This is a genomic window from Mesorhizobium sp. RSR565B (genome assembly GCF_054719465.1).
The window spans coordinates 1,854,872-1,873,863 of the sequence record NZ_JBTTIE010000001.1 but is presented as its reverse complement, the minus strand read 5'-3'; the positions used below and the strand labels follow the sequence as shown (position 1 = coordinate 1,873,863).

The window sequence follows — 18,992 nt, the reverse complement described above, 5'->3', positions numbered from 1 at the left end:
ACCTTGGCGCGGGCTCCGGCGCCCGGAAAGCTGTCTATGCTCTATTTCTTCCAGCAGGTGCTGAACGGGCTGCATTCCGGCGCGCTCTATGCGCTGCTTGCCTTCGGCTACGTGCTGACCAATGGCATCCTGCACCGGACCAATCTCGCCTATGGCGCGCTGTTCGCCTTTTGCGGCCAGACGATGATCCTGACCGTGGCCTTCGGCTATCAGGTATTGTGGCTGACCTTGCTGGCGGCAGTGGTGCTCGGCGTCGTCACGGCTTTCCTTTATGCCGCGCTGATCGGCCACGTGCTGTCGCGCAGCGTCTTCGAACCGCTGGCCGACCGCACGCCCAATGCCATTGTGGTGACGACGCTCGGCATCCTGCTGGTGCTGTCGGAAGCAAGCCGTATCGCCGCCGACACGCATGATTGGTGGCTGCCGCCGATGCTGGCGCAGCCCATCGTTTTTGCTCAGGATGCCGGCTTCCAGGCGACGCTGACGCTGATCCAGCTCATCGATTGCGCGGTGGTTCTGGCGGCAATCATGCTCGCTGCATGGGCGTTTGCCCGCTCGGGCTTCGGCCGCCGCTGGCGCGCCGTCTCCGACGATCCCAAAGCGGCTGCCATGTGCGGCGTGGACGTGCGCGCAGTGTTCCGGCATGCGGTGCTGTTCGGCGGTTTCTGCGCCGCGCTGGCCGGAATCATGGCCGCCCTTTACTACGGCAATGTCAGCTTCGGCTCCGGCCTCGTCTACGGGCTGAAAATCCTGTTCGTGACGGCGGTGGGCGGCTATATCTCTCCGCCTCGGGCCGCGCTCGGTGCGGCCGCCTTCGGCATGGCGGAGTCGCTATGGGCCGGCTATTTCCCGATCGAATGGCGCGATGGCTGGATGTATCTGTTCCTGGTCGCGGCACTTGTGCTGATCGGTCCCGGCCGCGACCAGCAGAAGATCGCCTGATCGCCGCATCCGCTGTCAGACTTTGGTTGCATGACGCAGCAGCCGGTCGGCACTTATCCCCTGCCTCCCGTCACGACGGCGTTGATCGCGCCCATGCCATGTTGACCCGCCGAACCACGCACGGCATACCGTTGGGCCACAGCGGCGCGACGGAAAATAGGGGAGCCGGCGCGCCTTCGACCTCAGGGAGGAAATGCATGGCAGGGCTGCTCGCTCTATCCAGAACGATCGACCGTATGAACGAGTTCATCGGCCGGTGGATATCGTGGCTGATCCTGCTGGCAATCCTGGTCAGCGCCGCCAATGCCATCATCCGCAAGGTCTTCGACGTCTCGTCGAATGCCTGGCTGGAACTGCAGTGGTACCTGTTCGGCGCCGCCTTCATGCTGGCCGCCGCCTACACGCTGAAACAGAACGACCATATCCGCATCGACATCGTCTACGGCATGTGGTCGCGCCGCGTGCAGCACTGGATCGACCTGCTCGGCCATGTCTTCTTCCTGATGCCGTTCGTGACGCTGATGGTGATCTATTTTATACCCTACGTGTCGCTGTCGTTCCGCAGCGGCGAAATGTCGAACAATTCCGGCGGCCTGATCATCTGGCCGGCCAAGGCGATCCTGCTCGTCGGCTTCTTTCTGCTGGCGCTGCAGGGCATCTCCGAGATCATCAAGAAGATCGCCATCATGCGCGGCGACATGGACGATCCCAATCCGTTCATCTCGGTGCACGAACAGGCCGAGCTCGAGGCGAAAGCCCTTGCCGAAGAAGCCAAGGCGCTCGCCCAGGAGGCGCGCCCATGATCGAGTTCATCGCCCAGAACATGGCGCCGATCATGTTCGCTTCGCTGATCATCTTCCTGCTGATCGGCTACCCCGTCGCTTTCTCGCTCGCCGCCAACGGCCTGATGTTCTTCTTCATCGGTGTCGTGCTGTCGCCCTATTCGGGCGGCTCGATCAACCTGGCGTGGCCGCTGCTGCATGCGCTGCCCGACAATTTCTACGGCAGCCGGGTGATGTCGAACGACACGCTCTTGGCAATCCCGTTCTTCACCTTCATGGGCATCGTGCTGGAACGATCGGGCATGGCCGAGGACCTGCTCGACACGATCGGCCAGCTGTTCGGCCCGGTTCGCGGCGGCCTTGCCTATGCGGTGATTTTCGTCGGCGCGCTGCTTGCCGCGACCACGGGCGTGGTCGCGGCTTCGGTCATCGCCATGGGCCTGATCTCGCTGCCGATCATGCTGCGCTACGGCTATGACCGACGACTGGCGTCGGGCGTCATCGCGGCATCCGGCACACTCGCCCAGATCATCCCGCCGTCGCTGGTGCTGATCGTTCTGGCCGACCAGCTCGGCCGTTCGGTCGGCGACATGTATGCCGGCGCGCTGATCCCCGGCCTGGTGCTGACCGGCCTTTACACGCTCTACATCCTGATCATGTCGGTCGTCCGGCCGAACTCGATGCCGGCGTTGCCGCTGGCGGCCCGCACGCTTGGCCACGGCGTGCTGTCGCTGCTCGCGGCACTGCTGGTGGCAGTCGCGGCTTCCTATGCGGCCTATCGCTACCTTGCGCCGGCGCATGGCGACAATGCCGATATCCTTGGCGCCAGCATCGGCGTGATCCTGATCTATATCGTGGCGATCGCCGACAAGGGCCTGAACATCAACATGATGTCCAGGCTGGCGCAGCAGGTGATCATCGTTTTGATCCCGCCTCTGGCACTGATCTTCCTGGTGCTGGGCACCATCTTCCTCGGCATCGCAACCCCGACGGAGGGCGGCGCCATGGGCGCGGTTGGCGCCCTGGCGATGGCGGCAATGAAGGGGCGGTTGTCGCTGGAGGTCATCAAGCAGGCGCTGGCTTCGACGACCAGGCTTTCCTCCTTCGTGCTGTTCATCCTGATCGGCGCGCGGGTGTTCTCGCTGACCTTCTACGGCGTCAACGGCCACGTCTGGGTCGAGCATTTGTTGACGTCGCTGCCGGGCGGCGAAGTCGGCTTCCTGATCGGCGTCAACATCCTGGTCTTCGTGCTCGCCTTCTTCCTCGATTTCTTCGAGCTCGCCTTCATCATCGTGCCGCTTTTGGCGCCGGCAGCCGATAAGCTCGGCATCGACCTGATCTGGTTCGGCGTGCTGCTCGGCGTCAACATGCAGACCTCCTTCATGCACCCGCCTTTCGGCTTTGCGCTGTTCTACCTGCGCTCGGTCGCCGCGCGCGTGCCCTATCTCGATCGCCTCACCGGCAAGCAGATCGCGCCGGTGACCACCGGCCAGATCTATTGGGGCGCCGTGCCCTTCGTCTGCATCCAGGTGATCATGATCGGGCTGACCATCGCCTTCCCGCAAATGGTCATGCGCTACAAGGGTGCGGCCGTCGATCCGGGAACGATCGAGATCAACTTGCCTGATATGCCAGGCCTTGCGCCTCTCGGCACACCACCACCAGCCAACGGTGGCCCATCACCCGCGGCGCCACCGTCGAACGATCTCTCGCAGCCGCCGAATTTCGGCGAGACGCCGCCCGCCAAGCCGGCGGCGCCGGCGACCGACCTGTCGCAGCCGCCGAACTTCAACTGATGTGTGAACACTGAGAACCTGAGTGAGGATGTCATGAGAGCCGTGCGCCTGGAAGCCGTGGGCAGCATTGCGCTACGGGAGGTCGACAAGCCTGTTGCGGGACCGCAGGACGTTCTGGTGCGCGTCGAAGCCTGCGGCGTTTGCGGCACCGACCGTCACCTCCTCCACGGCGAATTCCCTTCGAGCCCGCCGGTGACGCTTGGTCACGAATTCTGCGGCATCGTGGAGGCTGTCGGTGATGCGGTTTCCGGCATCGCCATCGGTGACCGTGTTACCGGCGATCCCAACATCTTCTGCGGACGCTGCAGTCATTGTCGGGCTGGCCGGGTCAATTTGTGCAGCAATCTCAGGGCCATCGGCATCCATCGCGACGGCGGCTTCGCCGACTACGTCGTGATGCCGCAGAGCCAGGCCTTTCTTCTGCCTGCGAACCTCAAGCCAACGCATGGCGCCTTCTGCGAGCCGCTGGCCTGCTGCCTGCACGCTGTCGACCTCGCCGGAATCAGACCCGGCGCTGCCGTGGTGGTGCTTGGTGGCGGCGTCATCGGCCTGCTTACCGTGCAATTGGCGAGGCTCGCAGGAGCGGCGACCATCATCCTGTCGACGCGGCAGGCCTCCCGCCGGGCGCTCGCTGAAGAACTCGGTGCAACGGCGACGGTCGACCCAAACGCGGTCGACCCGATCGAGGCGATCGCCGGCCCAGCCGGTCTTGTGCCCGGCGGGGCCGACGTGGTGCTCGAATGCGCCGGTGTCCCCGATACCGTCGAACAATCGATGCGGCTGGCGAAGTCCGGCGGCTCGGTGGTGATCGTCGGCGTGATGCCGCAAGGCGTGAAAGTGCCCTTCGAACCGTTCGACATCCTGTTTCGCGAACTGAAGGTTCTCGGCTCGTTCATCAACCCCTTCACCCACAGGCGGGCGGCGGACCTTGTCGCGTCCGGCGCAATCGAGATCGACAAGCTCATCTCAAGGCAGGTCGGCCTGGAGGAAGCCGCCTCGGTGATCGCCAATCCGGCAGCGCCCGGCGAGGTCAAGGTGTTGGTGGTGCCGGGCATGGAATGAAGGGCAGCCTCAATCCTGCGGCGTTGGCGATTGGCGAAACGGCGATGACCGCGCCCCTCTCCCGTCACTATACGGGGACAGGATGCCGGCAGGCAGGTGAGGGGTAGCGTCAACGCTCGGAAAAATAAGCTATAATTTCGGGGCGGCTACCAAGCCCAAGGCGATCGATCGCCGAAGTTTGCGCCGCCCCTCATCCACCTGCCGGGACCTTCTCCCCGTATAGTGACGGGGAGAAGGGACAGATCCCAGCCTACAGTTTGCCGTTGCGCTGCTGGACCATCATGAAGGTGTCGTAATTGTACTCGGCCACCTGCGCCCACAGATAGTGCTCCTTGCGGAAGCCCTTGATCGAGTCCCAGATCTTCTTGAACGGTGCGTTGGTGGCTTCCATTTCGGTGTAGACCTCATTGGCCTTCTCGAAACAGGCGGCCATGATGTCCTGGCTGAACGGGCGCAATTTCGCGCCGCCGGCCACCAGCCGCTTCACCGCCGCAGGATTGAGAAAATCGTATTTCTGCAGCATGTTGGCGTCCGCCGCCTGCGCGGCGGTGTGCACAAGCGACTTGTAGGCGGGCGACAGCTCCTCGTACTTGGCCTTGTTGAACAAGAGATGGACGGTCGGGCCGCCTTCCCACCAGCCGGGATAATAGTAGTAGGGCGCGACCTTGTAGAAGCCGAGCTTCTCGTCGTCATAGGGGCCGACCCATTCGGCGGCGTCGATCGTGCCTTTTTCCAGCGCCGGATAGATGTCGCCACCGGCGATCTGCTGCGGCACGACGCCGAGCTTCTGCACCACTTTGCCGGCAAAGCCGCCGATGCGCATCTTGAGGCCGGACAGGTCGGCGACGGTGTTGATCTCCTTGCGGAACCAGCCGCCCATCTGCACGCCGGTGTTGCCGCCGGGCAGGCCGAAAAGACCCTGCGTGGCAAGAAACTCGTTGAACAGGTCGATGCCGCCGCCATGATAGTGCCAGGCGTTCATGCCGCGCGCGTTGAGCGAGAACGGCACCGCCGCACCGAGCGCCCATGTCGGGTCCTTGCCCCAATAATAGTATGACACCGTGTGGCAGGCCTCGACGGTGCCGGCAGTGGTGGCGTCGGCGGCCTGCAGGCCGGGCACGAGTTCGCCGGAGGCGAAGACCTGGACCTGGAAATTGCCGTCCGTCGCCTCAGACAGCATCTTGGAGAAGACTTCGGCGCCGCCATAGATCGTATCGAGTGACTTGGGAAAGGATGACGCCAACCGCCACGTCACTTTCGGATTGGACTGGGCGATTGCCGGTGCGGCTAGCGTAGCGGCAGCCGCCGCTGCGCCCACGCCGGTGACCCCGGCCTTGCGGATGAATGAACGACGATCCATGCAGTTCCTCCCTATTGGACCAACAACCGATATCAGGGACATCTCCTCACGTCCGGTATCGATTTGCCCGAAACAATACACGGGCAAAAGGTCGAGTCCAGCATGGTGGCGGGATTTGACGGCGGCGCTGGCGACAAATCCGCGGGCCGGCCGGCCAGCCTGCAACTATAGTCTAACGTTCGCCGCGTGGCCCATGCGAGATGGCGAAACTTGCCATGGAAAAGCGCCTTCGGATCGCCTATTTTGCAGGCACAATAGCTATTCGCTTCGCGCCAAATGGAATCCGGACCCAAAATGCACCAGCCGCTCGTCGCCATATCAACCGACGTCCGTCAGTTCGACAACTACACCTGGCATGCCGTCCCGCAGCAATATATCGAGGCAGCACTTTCCGGCGCCGGCGTGTTCCCGCTTTTGGTGCCGTCATTCGGTGACCGGCTCGACTTCGACGAGCTGTTGTCTTCGGTCGACGGTGTCATGGTCACTGGCTCGAAGTCCAACGTGCATCCATCGCTCTATGGCGGCGACGCCAGCGAAGCCAACGGCCCCTACGACCCGGCGCGCGATTCCACCACGCTGCCGCTAATCCGCAAGGCGATCGAGCGCGGCGTGCCGCTGCTTGCCATCTGCCGCGGCATCCAGGAGTTGAACGTTGCGCTGGGCGGCACGCTTGGCACCGAGATCCAGGAGCGCGAAGGCTCGCTCGACCATCGCGCGCCGGTGAGCGACAACCAGGACGAACGCTTCGCCATTCACCAGACCATTTCGATCAAGCCGGGCAGCTGCCTGGCCGGCGTGTTTGGCGCCGGCGACATCAAGGTCAACTCGCTGCACCGCCAAGGCATCGACCGGCTCGGCTCGAAGCTGCAGGTCGAGGCGGTTGCCGGCGACGGCACGGTGGAGGCAGTTTCGGTGAAGGACGCCCGCGCCTTCGCCGTCGGCGTGCAATGGCACCCCGAATACTGGGTCAAGTCGGACGGCAACTCGGCCAAGATCTTCCGCGCCTTCGGCGATGCGGTGCGCCTGCATGCGGCGGCGAAGGCCGGCGCGCGGGCGGCGGCGGAATAAATCCCGACGATCAATTGCCGGCGGATTGATCCCGTTCGCCGGTTGTCGCCAGCGAAAGCAGCGGCGTGGCCGGAGCGTAGGATTCGTAGCCGTCGCCATCCGCAACCGAGAAGGTGACGATCGGGTCGGTGCCGTCGGCGCTGAACGCGATCGTGCCGTCCTCGCCCTCTCGCCAGAATTTTGCCCGCTCGATCCCCGGCAGCAGCCCGCGGCAGTTCGGCGCCACGGTCAACAGCGACAGGCCATCGTCAATCGCGGCGCCGCGGCTAACCGCGCAGTCGCCTTCGTCGCCATTGGCGACCAGCCTGAAGGTGGTTGCCGGCCTTGCTTCATTGGCCGAACTTTCACTGCTGCCGCCGTGAAACAGCTGAAAGCCGGCGAAAAGTGCCGCTGCCGCAATCAATGCCGGAAGTTTCGTCATCTTGCACTCCGCGCCCCCCGGCGCAGATGCAGAATGATTCCAAAGCGTTAAGCCGACGTTAACGAGTGTGGCAGACAGCCGCTCAGCTTCGTGGCTTGACTTGCGCCGTCTCCGGCACCGGGGTCAGTGGCCGGCGCTCGCTGAACCAGGATACCAGATTGTCGACGCACAGATCCGCCATGGCGCGGCGCGTGTGGTGCGAGGCCGAACCGACATGGGGCAAAAGCGAGGTGTTGGGCGCCTCCAGCAAAGCCTTGGGCACATTCGGTTCATCGGCGAAAACATCGAGCCCGGCCGCGGCGATGGTGCCGTTGGCAAGCGCTGCGGCGAGGTCTGCCTCGTCGACCGTGCTGCCACGGCCGATGTTGACGAAAACGCCGTTGGCGCCAAGCGCCGCCAGGATTTCGGCATTGACCGCCTTCTCCGTGGAAGCGCCGCCCGGCACTACGGAAATCAGCGTATCGACCGCTTCGGCAAGGCCCTTCAGCGTCGGGTGGTATTCATAAGCCAGACCTTCGACCTTGCGCCTGTTGTGGTAGGCCACCGGCAGCCCGAACGCTTCCAGCCGGCGCGCAATGGCAAGGCCGATGCGGCCCATGCCGAAAATGCCGACATGCCGACCGCGCAAGGTCAGCCGGCTCAGGGGATAGTTGCCCTTCTTCACCCAACTGCCGTCGCGCAGCCATTTCTCGGCGTTGTAAAGTTCACGCACGGTGTTGAGCAAAAGGCCGATCGTGGTGTCGGCGACCTCCTCGGTCAAAACATCGGGGGTGTTGGTGACCATGATGTTTTTCTTGGCCGCATGGCCGGCATCGACCGAATCATAGCCGACGCCGAAGGAGGCGATGAGTTCGAGGTTGGGCAATGCATCCATCAATGCCGCATTGACGCCGGCAAAGGACGCAATGGCGCGCACGTCATGGCGCATCTCCTCGGTGACCAGGGCGGGATCGGCTCGCTCTATCTTGACCCGCTTGAAGGTGCGGTCGATGCGCTCGACCGCATGGTCGTTGAAATGTCCCGGCACCAGAACGGCGACGGTCTGCAACGCATCAGTCTTGGTCATTCACGCTCCACCGGCTTGCCGGTCGACTGGCGCACATGCAGTTCCGGCTTGATCAGTTCCTGTGACGGCCGTACCGCCTGTCCGTTCAGCTTGTCGAGCAGCGCGCTGGCGGCACGGCGGCCGACCTCTCGCTGGCCATTCCAGACTGTGGTGAGCGCCGGTGTCGCGATTGCCGCCTCCTCGAGATCGTCATAGCCGGTGACCGAGATGTCGGCGCCCGGCACCAGGCCGGCGCGGGCAATGCCGTTCATCAGGCCGATGGCGACCAGATCATTCCAGCAGCAAGCGGCGGTTGGCTTGTCTTTAAGTGCCAAAAACTGTCCAGCCGCCTCGAATCCGCCCTGCTTGGTGCGCGGCCCGGCGATGCGCCAGGACGGCCTGACCTCAAGCCCGGCGGCCTCCATGGCGTTGAGATAGCCCTGGTAGCGGTCGCGCCCTGTCGAGGTCTGGTCGGTGCCGCCGATCATGGCGATGCGCTTGTGCCCGAGCGAGATCAGATGATTGGTGGCAAGTGCCGTGCCATAGGCATCGTCACCACGAAACACCGGCACGTCGGCGCCTTCCACGCTGCGTGCGATCAGCACCGCCGGCAGGCCGTTTTCCTCGGCCATGACGATGTCGGAAGCCGGCGTGCCGATGGCCGGCGACATGATGACGCCGTCGGCGCCAAGCTGCAGCAGCGTATCGATGAAGGTGCGTTGCTTTTCCAACTGGTCATAATGGTTGGACAGGATGAAGGTCTGCCGGCTGCGATCGAGTTCGCTTTCGATCGAGCGCAGGATCTCGGCGAAGAACGGGTTCATGATGTCGTGCACGACGACACCGACAATGCCCGAGCGCGAGGTGCGCAGTGAGGCGGCGCGGCGGTTGTAGATATACCCGATGGCCCGCGCATGTTCCTTGATGCGGTCACGCGTGGCGCCGGCGACCAGCGGGCTGTCGCGCAAGGCGAGGGAGACCGTGGCCGTGGACACGCCAAGCGCATCCGCGATCGTCGAAAGCTTGATCTTTTGTGCCAGCCCTTCGCTCCCCGAGTTTTTTTAAAATTTTTTAAATGCGGCGTTATGCCATCGGATTCGGAGCAAATCAAAGTTTTTTCGCCAGCGCCTCCGCCTCGGCATCGACGGTCGTGCGATTGCGCAGCCGCAAACGGTGCTCGCGATGGATGATGTAAAGGCCGCTGGCGACGATGATGGCAGCACCCACCAGCGTCCAGCGGTCGGGGAACTGGTGGAAGATGATCCAGCCGGACAGGATCATCCAGACCATCTGCGAATAGGGGTACGGCGCCAGCGCCGTGGTGGTCGCCAGGCGGTAGGCCTGCACCAGCAGCCAGTGGCCGCCGGCGCCGAACACGCCCAGCATCACCAGTATGAACCAGTGCCAGCCATCCTGCGGCAGCCCATGCGAGAACGGCAGCATCGGCAGAAGCAGCACGGCCGGCGCCAGCGCCGAAAACAGGATCAGGCTTTCCGAGGTTTCGCTGGCTGACATCCGCCGCGTCATGATGACGTAAAAACTGTTCGACAGCATCGAGCCGAGCGCGAAAAGATGGCCGATGCCGAACACGCCGATGCCCGGCCTTGTAATGACGAGCACGCCGACAAAGCCCGACAGGATTGCCAGCCAGCGCCGCCAGCCGGCCCATTCACCAAGCAGCGGTCCGGCAAGGGCGGTGATCACCATCGGCCCGAAGAAGTAGATCGAGGTGGTCTCGGCCAGTTGAAGCGTTTTGAGCGCCATGACGTTGCACATGGTCGAGCCGAACAGCAGACCGCCGCGCAGGATGTGGGCCGGCAAATTGTTGGCGCGGAAGCGCGACGGCTCGCGCCAGCCGCGCAGGAAGACGCCGACAAGCAGGACATGGACGGTGAAGCGGGCCCAGGCGACGATCAGCGCCGAGACGCCGGCCAGCACCAGATATTTGCTCGAGGTGTCGAGAAAGGTGAAAAAGACATAGGTCGAAAGCATGAACAGCATCGCCGCGGGCGGCGTTGCGCTTTCGTCTGATTTTGCGGGAACGTTCAAATGTCAGGCCGGGCAGGGAGGATCAACGCTTAACCTTTGCGGCAATCGCCTGCGCCCGGCAAGCCAAAAGCGACTGGCACAACAGGCGTCTGAGACAGGTTCAGCGCAGGCCGATCCGATGCCAGCTAAGGCGCTTTGCGTTCCGCTGCGACGTTCTGACATCCGGTGCTTTGCCGTCGGATGCCACTTGCGCCTGGAGATGAAGCCACAACGCCTCGGCGACGGGTCCATGCGGTCGGTCGCGCCGGCGCACCGCCGCCAGGATCTCCGTCCGGCCGGGCAGATGTGCACCAGCGATCGAGATCAGCCTCCTATCCCGCAGTTCGTCCTCGATCAGCCATGCCGGCAGATGGCCCCAGGCCAGTCCGTGAAGGATCAGTTCCTTCTTCATCAGATGATCCGGCGCCGAGCACTGATGCGCACCGTCGATGAGGAAATAGCTCTCCGGCGCTGGCCGCCGCGCCGTGTCGCGGATCACGCACTGGGTGAAGGGCCGCATCTGCTCCGGCGCAATCTCGCGGCCAGGCGCGAACGGAAGGAACCCAGGCGCCACCACCGGCACGAGGGGCACCGCGCAGAGATCGATCCGCTCGAGATGCGGATCGGAAGGATCCGCGCGATGGAAGATGAGGTCAGCCGAGCCTTCCGTCAACCGTTCGAGCGGACCGCCGACCGCCTCGTACTCCAGGTGCAGGCGTGTCCCGGTGCGTTCGGCAAAGAAGCCGCTGAGCATACGCAGGATTTGCGGTCGCGGGCAGAGATCACCCATGACGACACGCAGGACCGTCTCCTCGCCACTCGCCAACTGGCCCGCATAGGTTCGCAGATGGTCGAGCTCGCGCAATGTCAGCTGCGCTCGCGCGTGAAACTCGCGGCCCGCCTCCGTCAGCCCCACCCGATATCCGCTGCGGTCGAGAAGTGTGAGCCCGAGCAACTGCTCGAGGCGTGCGACAGCGGCGAAGACGGATGGATGCGATCGGTTCAAGGCAAGGGCGGCCGCCTGGAAGCTGCCCTCGCTTGCCACGGCGTCAAAGCACCGTAGGTCGTGGAGTTTCAGACCATTCATTATCGCCAAAACCTACTGAGATTGTCCAATCATAGTAATTTTCCTGGATAATTACGAGGCCTAGGGTGGCTCATTCAAAGGGCGGCGGGAGCATCGAACTCCTTTCGCCAGGGTGAGATGAGGACCAGATGACTGACACGCTTTATTTTACGACGGGCGACGGCTGCCGGATCGCCTATCAGCTGGCGGGGGCCGGCCCTGTGCTTGTGCTCTCGAATTCCATTGCGACGAACCTGCATATGTGGGACCGGCAGCTTGCGGAATTTGCCGGATCTTTCCGGGTGCTGCGCTATGATCTGCGCGGCCACGGCAGTTCCGATGCTCCGGCCGGAGCCTATTCGCTCGATCGGCTGGGCCGCGACGTCCTTGAGTTGCTGGATGCGCTTCAGATCGCCCGCGTGCATTTCTGCGGGCTGTCGCTGGGCGGCTTCGTAGGGCAGTGGCTGGGTATCCATGCCCCGGACCGCATCGAGCGTCTCATCCTTTCCAACACCTCGCCACATCTCGGGCCGGCTTCTTACTTTGACGAGCAGATCCGTACTGTCCTTGCTGCGAGCAACATGTCGGCCGCCGCGGACATGTTCATGCACAACTGGTTTCCCGCCTCGATGCTTGCCGGCCCAAACGAAACCGTCGACGCGTTCCGCGCGATGGTCCTGGCGACGCCGCCCCAAGGTCTCGCGGGATGCTTCGCCGCCGTACGCGATTGCGATCTGCGCCGGACTGTCTCCCTCATTACCGCCCCCACTCTGGTGATCGGTGGAGAAGACGACAAGGTAACGCTGGCAAGCCACAGCGAGGCGATCGCAGCCAGCATCCCCGGCGCCACGCTTACACTGCTTCCGGGCGTCCATATGCTGAACGTCGAGCGGCCGACTGAATTCATGAGCGCCGTTACACGCTTCCTGCTGAATTAGGCGTGCATGCGGGCGCCCTTGGTGATCTTGTCGACGAGTTTCTTGTCGGCACGCAGCGCGATGCCGACGATCTTGGCGTCCTCAGGGCCGAACTCGGCGAAGACGGCGCGGTTGGCCGCATCGAAGCCGGTGGCAAACATCTCCTCGACATAGGCTGACGCCGTCACGCCCCGCTCCAGCGCCTTCCGGTGGATGGAGTTGAGCGTCGGCCCATCGGCCGAAAGCACGATGACCGGCTGGATCGACAGAGGATTGTAAAGGTTGCCGGCGCGGTCGCGGTAGGGTTCGCCGATAATGTCGGGGAATTGCGCGACGACGCCGCTGGTCAGGAAGGCCGTGACGTTGAGCTTTTGCCAGACGGCGAGATCGTCCCGCAGCACGATTGCAAATTTCGTATCGAACACCAAAATGAGGACTCCGGAGCACGCCCATGAAGGGCAGGGATAGGTGATGACGCACGATCTAGACGGTGAGGCGACACAGGGTCTTGGACGTTCGTGCGCGGATGAAGACCGGATCGTCTCGGCGCCAGGCAGCACCGGCATCGAGCGCATCGAGGCGCATTTCCATGGCAACGCCTTCGACCTACACCGTCATGATACGCTTGCCGTCGGCGTGACGCTTTCCGGTGTGCAGCGCTTCCACTACAGGGGCACTGTCAACCACAGCCTGCCCGGCCAGGTTATCGTGCTGCATCCCGACGAAGTGCACGATGGCGGCGCCGGGACCGAGGATGGTCTGCGCTACCGGATCCTCTATCTGGAACCCTCACTGCTGCTCGACTGCCTCGACGGCGCGCCGCTGCCTTTCGTCAGGGATGCTGTGGTCAGCGATCCTGCCTTGCGTGGCACGCTGCTTTCGGCCCTGTCGCCGCTCGATGAGGAACTGGACGAGCTGTTCGTCGCCGATTTCGTTGCGGAGCTGGCGCAGCATCTGGGGCGTCATGCGGGACAGAAAGCAAAGCCGATGGGGAAGTCGGCCTCGCGTGCGGCAGCGCTGGCGCGCGGCTATCTCGAGGAGAATGCCGAGCGGTCCGTTCGTTCCGATGAGCTGGAAGCCGTCACCGGGCTCGACCGCTATGCGCTGTCACGCCATTTTCGCGCGACCTATTCCACCAGCCCGCATCGGTTCCTGCTGATGCGCCGGCTGCAAAAGGCAAGACGGATGATCGAGGTGGGCGAGCCGCTGGCCGAGATTGCCGTTGGCGCCGGCTTCAGCGACCAGAGCCATTTCAACAGGCATTTCAAGAAAGCATTCGGCCTGACGCCCGGCCGCTGGTCGACCCTGGTGCGCGGGCCTTCGGTAGCCGCCTAGGTCAGGAAGATCAATCGTCGATGTCGCCATCGTCGTCGACAAGCACCAGCTCCTCGTTCGACAAATTGGCCTCGATGCGGGCGAGCAGCTTGAACAGCGTCTTCTGTTCTTTCTTGTCGAGGCCCTTCAACGCCTGCTTCTCGGTCTTCTTCACCGACTTCTCGATGGCGTGGATGATCTCGCGGCCGGTGTCGGTGAGAAAGATATGCGCCTGGCGTGCATCCGCGGAAGAGGCGCGCTTTTCCAAAAAGCCCTGGGCCTGCAGCCGGTTGATGGTCTTGGTGATGGTCGGCGGGCGAACGCCGAGGCGGCCGGCGAGATTGCCGGGCGTCTGGCCGTCCTCGCGGTCGAGCGTCAGCATGATCTGGTCCTGGCCGGCATAGAAGCCGTGCGCCAGAAGCCGCGCCGCCAGCGCGGTCCTTGCCAGCCTTGCCGCCGAATGCAGCCGGCTCATCGTTGCAGTCTTGTCCGCCTTGGCCATGGTGATCCCTCTTCGGCCGTACCGGTGCGTGCAGCATAGACGCAGCCGGCCGTTTGGCAATCGACGATCAAAAAGATTCCGGCTTTTGAAACAGCTTTGCCGGCAAGCATTTGTGGTGCTCGAAATGGTGATGCCAGATGTTTATTTCAGTTAGATGACAAACGAGTTTCCGCCAAGGCGATTGTAACGGTTTGACGCGGCGCGGCTTAGCACAGGTCAACGAAGAGGCGTTTCCGGCAACACGTTGATGGTCGGCATCCCTCGCACTCGGCCTCTCGGGTCTACCCATCCGCTTCGTCAATCCTGGGTCAAACACCCAGGCGGTTTGCCTCGTGCAAAAGGCCGGCACACATCCTATATCAGGCCAACAATCCCTTCTTGCGGCCCGCAATTCCGTGGCCCAGCCATTTCGAGGCAAGATATGAGCGAAGCACAGACGCAAATCCCCGTGACCGTTCTCACCGGCTATCTCGGCGCCGGCAAGACGACGCTGCTCAACCGCATCCTGTCGGAAAACCATGGCAAGCGTTATGCCGTCATCGTCAATGAATTCGGCGAGATCGGCATCGACAATGATTTGATCGTGGAATCCGACGAGGAAATCTACGAAATGAACAATGGCTGCGTCTGCTGCACGGTGCGCGGCGACCTGATCCGCGTCGTCGAAGGCTTGATGCGCCGTCCCGGCCGCTTCGACGCCATCGTCGTCGAGACCACCGGCCTCGCCGATCCTGTGCCGGTGGCGCAGACCTTCTTCATGGACGACGACGTGCGCTCCAAGACCAAACTCGACGCTGTCGTGGCCCTGGTCGACGCCAAGCACCTGCCGCTCAGGTTGAAGGATTCCAAGGAAGCCGAGGACCAGATCGCCTTCGCCGATGTTGTCGTGCTGAACAAGACCGATCTGGTGACGCCCGAAGAGCTGGCCAAGGTCGAAGCCACCATCCGCGCCATCAACCCGGCGGCCAGGATCCACCGCACGACGCGCGCCGGCGTGGCGCTGTCGGAAGTGCTCGACCGCGGCGCCTTCGACCTGTCGCGCGCATTGGAAAACGATCCGCATTTTCTCGAGGCGCACGATCATGATCACGACCACCATGATCACGACCACGATCACCACGACCATGATCACGACCATCATCATCACGATCACGCGCATCCCTCCGACATCCATGACGTGACCGTGCAGTCGGTGTCGCTGCGCGGCGGCGAGATGGACCCGAAGAAATTCTTCCCGTGGATCGAGAAGATCACTCAGATGGAAGGTCCCAACATCCTGCGGCTGAAAGGCATCATCGCGCTCAAGGGCGACGACGAGCGCTATGTCATCCAAGGCGTGCACATGATCATCGAAGGCGACCACCAGCGCGCCTGGAAAGACGGCGAAAAGCATGAGAGCCGGCTGGTGTTCATCGGCCGCGAGCTTGACGCCGAACGGCTGAAGAAGAGCTTTGACGCCTGCCAGGCGGCTTGATTTCCGGACTCTATGGCGCTAGCGCTGCCCGCTCTTCCTTCTCCCCTTGTGGGAGTAGGTGGCCTCGCGAAGCGAGGTCGGATGAGGGGTGCTCCAGCTCGGCACCGACGGCGATCCGTCCAACACCCCTCATCCGTCTCGGCGCTGCGCGCCGATCCACCTTCTCCCACAAAGGGGAAGGTTGACGCCAGGCCTGGCCGCCTCAATGGCTTCCCGGGAGTGGTGACAGCTTCATTGGAATGGTCCTGATGCCCACAGTTGCTCCCCTCGACCTGGAAGGTCACTGCCTTGCCGCCGTCTTCCTCGACAACGTGCCGCATTTTGCGCTGGCCGATGGGACAGTTCATAGGCTCGACAACGGCCACAAGGCAATTCAGGCCAATGACGGCCTGCTCTCCACGTTCCATGACGCCGCCAACGACCGCCTGATCACCGGCGGCGAGGACGGCAAGATTTTTGCTGTCACCGCAGGTGGCACCGTCGGCGAATTGGCGAGCGCCGGCAAGAAGTGGATCACCAGCGTCGCCGCCGGGCCGCAAGGCGCTATCGCCTATGCCACAGGCAAGACTGCGTTCGTGCGCTTTGCCGACGGCAAGACCAAAGAGTTTGCCCATCCGCGTTCGGTCGAGGGGCTGGCCTTCTCCCCCAAGGGCATACGCTTCGGCGTCGCCCGCTACAATGGCGCGACGCTGCATTTCCCGGCCGCCGAGGGCAAGCCGGTGGAGCTGGAATGGGCCGGTGCCCATACCGGCGTCACCTTCTCGCCGGATGGCGCCTTCCTCGTCACCACCATGCAGGAAAACGCGCTGCATGGCTGGAAGCTCGCCGACGGCAAGCACATGCGCATGACCGGCTATCCCGGCAAGGTCAAAAGCCTGTCGTGGAGCGTGAAGGGCAAATGGCTGGCGAGTTCCGGCGCGCCGGCGGCGATCGTCTGGCCGTTTTCGGGCAAGGACGGCCCGATGGGCAAGGCGCCGCTGGAGCTCGGCACGCGCGGCAACGCCATGGTGACATCGGTTGCCTGCCATCCGAGCCAGGATGTCGTCGCCGTCGGCTATGATGACGGCATGGTCATGGCGGTGCGCTTTACCGATGCCAAAGAGGTGCTGTTGCGCCGCCCGGGCAAGGGCGCCATCACCGCGATGATGTGGGATAAGGAAGAGCGCCGGGTCGCCTTCGGCAGTGCCGCCGGCGACTGCGGCGTCATCGATATCTCGGCGTGACCTATTCGGCTCCGCACGACACCTTGCCGGTCAATTCTTTCGGCTTGCCGTCCTGTTCCGTGTCGGCGGCGTTGTCGTAGACGGCAAGCGTGTACCGGCCGTCATAGACGCCCTCGTCACTGGTCTTGGTCAGGATCGTCAGTTCGACAGAGTTGAATTTATCTCCGAGCTGATGCTCGTGGTAGACGTTCAGCCGCAACTCCTTGTCGTCCAGCCAGTACTGGGTGAGGTCGGAATCCTCGAAGACGGTCTTGCGCAGACTGTCGCCTTCCGGCCGGCCAAGTATCTCGAGATCGCCGCGAAAATTGAAGGTCGGGCCGCCCATACCTCTGGTGACCCCGGCGCCGACCTCGAATTGCACCGCTTTGTCATCGACGGAACACCAGACGCCGCCCGATGCGGAAGCCGCAGCGGCCGACAAGAGTAGCGCAATAGCGCAGATGATCGTCCGCATTTTTCTCCCCAAACCACAGACCCGATCGCATTGGCGCCCGACTGCGCCGGAAGGTCAAGTCTGCCGAACTTGCTGCTGACCCAATGCAGGGCACCAACACGGCCAATTGCGGTTGCCGTCGCCAATTGGGTAGTGTGCCGGCCGAGAGGGATTTCATGCACAGCACGAACAGTTCAAAAGCATCCATCGACGGTATCAGCCGTGACCGCATCGCTGCATTGCGGACAAGCGAGGCGAACACCTTCCGCAAGGCGCGGCCGAAATCGCAGGCCAAGGTCGGTAACGGCCTGCCAGGCTTCTTCGGCGGTGTGCCGATGCACTGGATGAACGACTGGCCGACGCCATTCCCGATCCTGGTCGAAAGCGCCAAGGGCGCCGCCATCACGGATATCGACGGCAACAGGCTGGACGATTTCTGCCTCGGTGACACCGGCTCGATGTTCGGCCATTCGCCGCCGCCGGTGGCGCGCGCCATCCGCCGCCAGGCCGGGCGCGGCCTGACCTATATGCTGCCTTCGGAAGATGCGCTGGCCATCGGGCCGCTGATCACACAGCGTTTCGGTCTGCCGTTCTGGCAGATCGCCACCACCGCCACCGACGCCAACCGCTTCGCGCTGCGCGTCGCCCGCGCCGTCACCGGCCGCGAAAAGATCCTGGTCTTCAACGGCTGCTATCACGGCTCGGTCGACGAGACGATGGTCCGGATGGTCGACGGCAAGCCCGTGAATCGGCCGGGGCTGGCGGGTGAGTTTCGCGACCTGACCAAGATGGCGAAGGTCATCGAGTTCAACGATGTCGCCGCGCTGCAAGCAGCGCTCAAGGACAAGGATGTCGCCTGCGTCATTGCTGAGCCGGTGCTGACAAATTCCTGCATGGTGCTGCCCGATCCGGGTTTTCACGACGCGTTGCGCAAACTGACGCGCGCGGCAGGAACGCTGCTGCTGATCGACGAGACCCACACCATCTCGACCGGCCCAGGGGGCTACACCAGAAAATTCGGGCTGCAGCCCGACCTTTTCGTGCTGGGCAAGCCGATCGCCGGTGGCGTGCCGGCAAGCGTGTGGGGCATGAGCGACGAGGTCGCCTCGCGCTATGCCGACTACAACCGAACCAAGGAGCCGGGCTATTCCGGCATGGGCACGACGCTGTCGGCGAACCCGCTGCAGTTCGCAGCCATGCGCGCAACGCTCGAAGAGGTGATGACGCAGGAGAATTATGCCCGGATGGATCGCCTCGCCCTGCGGCTCGATGCCGGGCTGACCGGCGTCATCGATCGCTACAATCTGCCCTGGCATGTCGCCCGCGTCGGCGCCCGCGTCGAGTTCATCTGCGCCCCTGGCCCGCTCAGGAACGGCGCCGAAGCCGAGACTGCCCATGCGCCGGAGCTTGAGGCGGCTATCCATGTCGCGCTGGTCAACCAGGGCGTGCTGATCGCGCCCTTTCACAACATGATGCTGATCTCACCGGCCACCACCGGCGCCCAGGTCAACCGGCTGATCACCGCCTTCGCCACGGTTGCGGCAAGGCTGACGGCATGA

General features: G+C 63.4%; 19 protein-coding genes. 10 read left to right on the top strand and 9 right to left on the bottom strand.

The genetic code is table 11. The annotated features are described in order from the left end of the window. Positions 1-36 precede the first annotated feature (36 nt). The 4 genes from ACYG9R_RS08905 to ACYG9R_RS08890 all read left to right on the top strand — a co-directional run bounded on the left by ACYG9R_RS08905 (position 37) and on the right by ACYG9R_RS08890 (position 4,582). On the top strand, positions 37-942 hold the full coding sequence (locus ACYG9R_RS08905; RefSeq protein WP_023823880.1) for a branched-chain amino acid ABC transporter permease: 906 nt from the start codon (positions 37-39) through the stop codon (positions 940-942). A gap of 197 nt (positions 943-1,139) precedes the next feature. Continuing rightward, the gene (locus tag ACYG9R_RS08900) at positions 1,140-1,745 is read left to right on the top strand and encodes a TRAP transporter small permease subunit (protein WP_023671348.1); all 606 of its coding nucleotides are present in this window, start codon (positions 1,140-1,142) and stop codon (positions 1,743-1,745) included. Next, entirely contained in the window at positions 1,742-3,520 is a 1,779-nt protein-coding gene (locus tag ACYG9R_RS08895; RefSeq protein ID WP_023815966.1) for a TRAP transporter large permease, read from the top strand. The genes ACYG9R_RS08900 and ACYG9R_RS08895 overlap by 4 nt, the downstream gene beginning before the upstream one ends. Before the next feature lie 33 nt (positions 3,521-3,553). Next, positions 3,554-4,582 (top strand): zinc-dependent alcohol dehydrogenase family protein, encoded by a 1,029-nt coding sequence (locus ACYG9R_RS08890; protein WP_023694709.1) that lies wholly within the window; start codon positions 3,554-3,556, stop codon positions 4,580-4,582. A 250-nt stretch (positions 4,583-4,832) separates the two neighbouring features. On the opposite strand, the gene ACYG9R_RS08885 is transcribed toward ACYG9R_RS08890, so the two are convergent. After that, complete coding sequence (locus ACYG9R_RS08885) at positions 4,833-5,942, bottom strand: TRAP transporter substrate-binding protein (RefSeq protein ID WP_023671351.1); 1,110 nt, start codon at positions 5,940-5,942, stop codon at positions 4,833-4,835. Positions 5,943-6,236: 294 nt separating this feature from the next. Here ACYG9R_RS08885 and ACYG9R_RS08880 point away from each other — a divergent pair, with 294 nt between their 5' ends. Further along, the gene (locus ACYG9R_RS08880) at positions 6,237-7,010 is read left to right on the top strand and encodes a gamma-glutamyl-gamma-aminobutyrate hydrolase family protein (protein ID WP_023703661.1); all 774 of its coding nucleotides are present in this window, start codon (positions 6,237-6,239) and stop codon (positions 7,008-7,010) included. A 10-nt stretch (positions 7,011-7,020) separates the two neighbouring features. Here ACYG9R_RS08880 and ACYG9R_RS08875 read toward each other — a convergent pair whose 3' ends face one another. From ACYG9R_RS08875 to ACYG9R_RS08855, 5 genes are all read right to left on the bottom strand, one after another. Then, on the bottom strand, positions 7,021-7,431 hold the full coding sequence (locus ACYG9R_RS08875) for a hypothetical protein (RefSeq protein WP_023683514.1): 411 nt from the start codon (positions 7,429-7,431) through the stop codon (positions 7,021-7,023). A gap of 82 nt (positions 7,432-7,513) precedes the next feature. Further along, the gene (locus ACYG9R_RS08870) at positions 7,514-8,497 is read right to left on the bottom strand and encodes a 2-hydroxyacid dehydrogenase (protein ID WP_023671354.1); all 984 of its coding nucleotides are present in this window, start codon (positions 8,495-8,497) and stop codon (positions 7,514-7,516) included. Further along, positions 8,494-9,516 (bottom strand): LacI family DNA-binding transcriptional regulator, encoded by a 1,023-nt coding sequence (locus ACYG9R_RS08865; protein WP_023752463.1) that lies wholly within the window; start codon positions 9,514-9,516, stop codon positions 8,494-8,496. Before ACYG9R_RS08865 ends, ACYG9R_RS08870 begins: the two co-directional genes overlap by 4 nt. A gap of 67 nt (positions 9,517-9,583) precedes the next feature. Next, on the bottom strand, positions 9,584-10,468 hold the full coding sequence (locus ACYG9R_RS08860; protein ID WP_032886143.1) for a DMT family transporter: 885 nt from the start codon (positions 10,466-10,468) through the stop codon (positions 9,584-9,586). A 157-nt stretch (positions 10,469-10,625) separates the two neighbouring features. Continuing rightward, complete coding sequence (locus ACYG9R_RS08855) at positions 10,626-11,591, bottom strand: LysR family transcriptional regulator (protein WP_023823879.1); 966 nt, start codon at positions 11,589-11,591, stop codon at positions 10,626-10,628. A gap of 128 nt (positions 11,592-11,719) precedes the next feature. On the opposite strand from ACYG9R_RS08855, the gene ACYG9R_RS08850 reads away from it, so the two are divergent. Further along, complete coding sequence (locus ACYG9R_RS08850) at positions 11,720-12,508, top strand: alpha/beta fold hydrolase (protein WP_023689240.1); 789 nt, start codon at positions 11,720-11,722, stop codon at positions 12,506-12,508. On the opposite strand, the gene ACYG9R_RS08845 is transcribed toward ACYG9R_RS08850, so the two are convergent. Next, complete coding sequence (locus ACYG9R_RS08845) at positions 12,505-12,912, bottom strand: DUF2000 family protein (RefSeq protein ID WP_023694715.1); 408 nt, start codon at positions 12,910-12,912, stop codon at positions 12,505-12,507. The two genes, ACYG9R_RS08850 and ACYG9R_RS08845, sit on opposite strands and share 4 nt — an antisense overlap. 46 nt (positions 12,913-12,958) lie before the next feature. Here ACYG9R_RS08845 and ACYG9R_RS08840 point away from each other — a divergent pair, with 46 nt between their 5' ends. Then, the gene (locus ACYG9R_RS08840; protein WP_023736881.1) at positions 12,959-13,822 is read left to right on the top strand and encodes an AraC family transcriptional regulator; all 864 of its coding nucleotides are present in this window, start codon (positions 12,959-12,961) and stop codon (positions 13,820-13,822) included. 10 nt (positions 13,823-13,832) lie between these two features. Here the strand turns inward: ACYG9R_RS08840 and ACYG9R_RS08835 are convergent, their stop codons facing one another. Next, entirely contained in the window at positions 13,833-14,303 is a 471-nt protein-coding gene (locus ACYG9R_RS08835; protein WP_023671361.1) for a MarR family winged helix-turn-helix transcriptional regulator, read from the bottom strand. A gap of 421 nt (positions 14,304-14,724) precedes the next feature. Here ACYG9R_RS08835 and ACYG9R_RS08830 point away from each other — a divergent pair, with 421 nt between their 5' ends. After that, the gene (locus ACYG9R_RS08830) at positions 14,725-15,777 is read left to right on the top strand and encodes a CobW family GTP-binding protein (protein ID WP_023689243.1); all 1,053 of its coding nucleotides are present in this window, start codon (positions 14,725-14,727) and stop codon (positions 15,775-15,777) included. Positions 15,778-16,025: 248 nt separating this feature from the next. Beyond that, positions 16,026-17,000: a WD40 repeat domain-containing protein gene (locus ACYG9R_RS08825; RefSeq protein ID WP_023689246.1), complete on the top strand. Its 975-nt coding sequence runs from the start codon at positions 16,026-16,028 to the stop codon at positions 16,998-17,000. A gap of 1 nt (position 17,001) precedes the next feature. Here the strand turns inward: ACYG9R_RS08825 and ACYG9R_RS08820 are convergent, their stop codons facing one another. Further along, the gene (locus ACYG9R_RS08820; protein ID WP_023683507.1) at positions 17,002-17,454 is read right to left on the bottom strand and encodes a hypothetical protein; all 453 of its coding nucleotides are present in this window, start codon (positions 17,452-17,454) and stop codon (positions 17,002-17,004) included. Positions 17,455-17,609: 155 nt separating this feature from the next. Here ACYG9R_RS08820 and ACYG9R_RS08815 point away from each other — a divergent pair, with 155 nt between their 5' ends. Further along, positions 17,610-18,992: an aspartate aminotransferase family protein gene (locus ACYG9R_RS08815; protein ID WP_023823878.1), complete on the top strand. Its 1,383-nt coding sequence runs from the start codon at positions 17,610-17,612 to the stop codon at positions 18,990-18,992.

Bases quoted from the DNA above. Each gene is read 5' to 3' on its own strand.
- ACYG9R_RS08820 (WP_023683507.1), bottom strand. From the start codon at position 17,454: ATGCGGACGATCATCTGCGCTATTGCGCTACTCTTGTCGGCCGCTGCG.
- ACYG9R_RS08860 (WP_032886143.1), bottom strand. From the start codon at position 10,468: ATGCTTTCGACCTATGTCTTTTTCACCTTTCTCGACACCTCGAGCAAA.
- ACYG9R_RS08830 (WP_023689243.1), top strand. From the start codon at position 14,725: ATGAGCGAAGCACAGACGCAAATCCCCGTGACCGTTCTCACCGGCTAT.
- ACYG9R_RS08870 (WP_023671354.1), bottom strand. From the start codon at position 8,497: ATGACCAAGACTGATGCGTTGCAGACCGTCGCCGTTCTGGTGCCGGGA.
- ACYG9R_RS08835 (WP_023671361.1), bottom strand. From the start codon at position 14,303: ATGGCCAAGGCGGACAAGACTGCAACGATGAGCCGGCTGCATTCGGCG.
- ACYG9R_RS08895 (WP_023815966.1), top strand. From the start codon at position 1,742: ATGATCGAGTTCATCGCCCAGAACATGGCGCCGATCATGTTCGCTTCG.
- ACYG9R_RS08885 (WP_023671351.1), bottom strand. From the start codon at position 5,942: ATGGATCGTCGTTCATTCATCCGCAAGGCCGGGGTCACCGGCGTGGGC.
- ACYG9R_RS08890 (WP_023694709.1), top strand. From the start codon at position 3,554: ATGAGAGCCGTGCGCCTGGAAGCCGTGGGCAGCATTGCGCTACGGGAG.
- ACYG9R_RS08825 (WP_023689246.1), top strand. From the start codon at position 16,026: ATGCCCACAGTTGCTCCCCTCGACCTGGAAGGTCACTGCCTTGCCGCC.
- ACYG9R_RS08900 (WP_023671348.1), top strand. From the start codon at position 1,140: ATGGCAGGGCTGCTCGCTCTATCCAGAACGATCGACCGTATGAACGAG.
- ACYG9R_RS08815 (WP_023823878.1), top strand. From the start codon at position 17,610: ATGCACAGCACGAACAGTTCAAAAGCATCCATCGACGGTATCAGCCGT.
- ACYG9R_RS08875 (WP_023683514.1), bottom strand. From the start codon at position 7,431: ATGACGAAACTTCCGGCATTGATTGCGGCAGCGGCACTTTTCGCCGGC.
- ACYG9R_RS08840 (WP_023736881.1), top strand. From the start codon at position 12,959: ATGACGCACGATCTAGACGGTGAGGCGACACAGGGTCTTGGACGTTCG.
- ACYG9R_RS08880 (WP_023703661.1), top strand. From the start codon at position 6,237: ATGCACCAGCCGCTCGTCGCCATATCAACCGACGTCCGTCAGTTCGAC.
- ACYG9R_RS08855 (WP_023823879.1), bottom strand. From the start codon at position 11,591: ATGAATGGTCTGAAACTCCACGACCTACGGTGCTTTGACGCCGTGGCA.
- ACYG9R_RS08850 (WP_023689240.1), top strand. From the start codon at position 11,720: ATGACTGACACGCTTTATTTTACGACGGGCGACGGCTGCCGGATCGCC.
- ACYG9R_RS08905 (WP_023823880.1), top strand. From the start codon at position 37: ATGCTCTATTTCTTCCAGCAGGTGCTGAACGGGCTGCATTCCGGCGCG.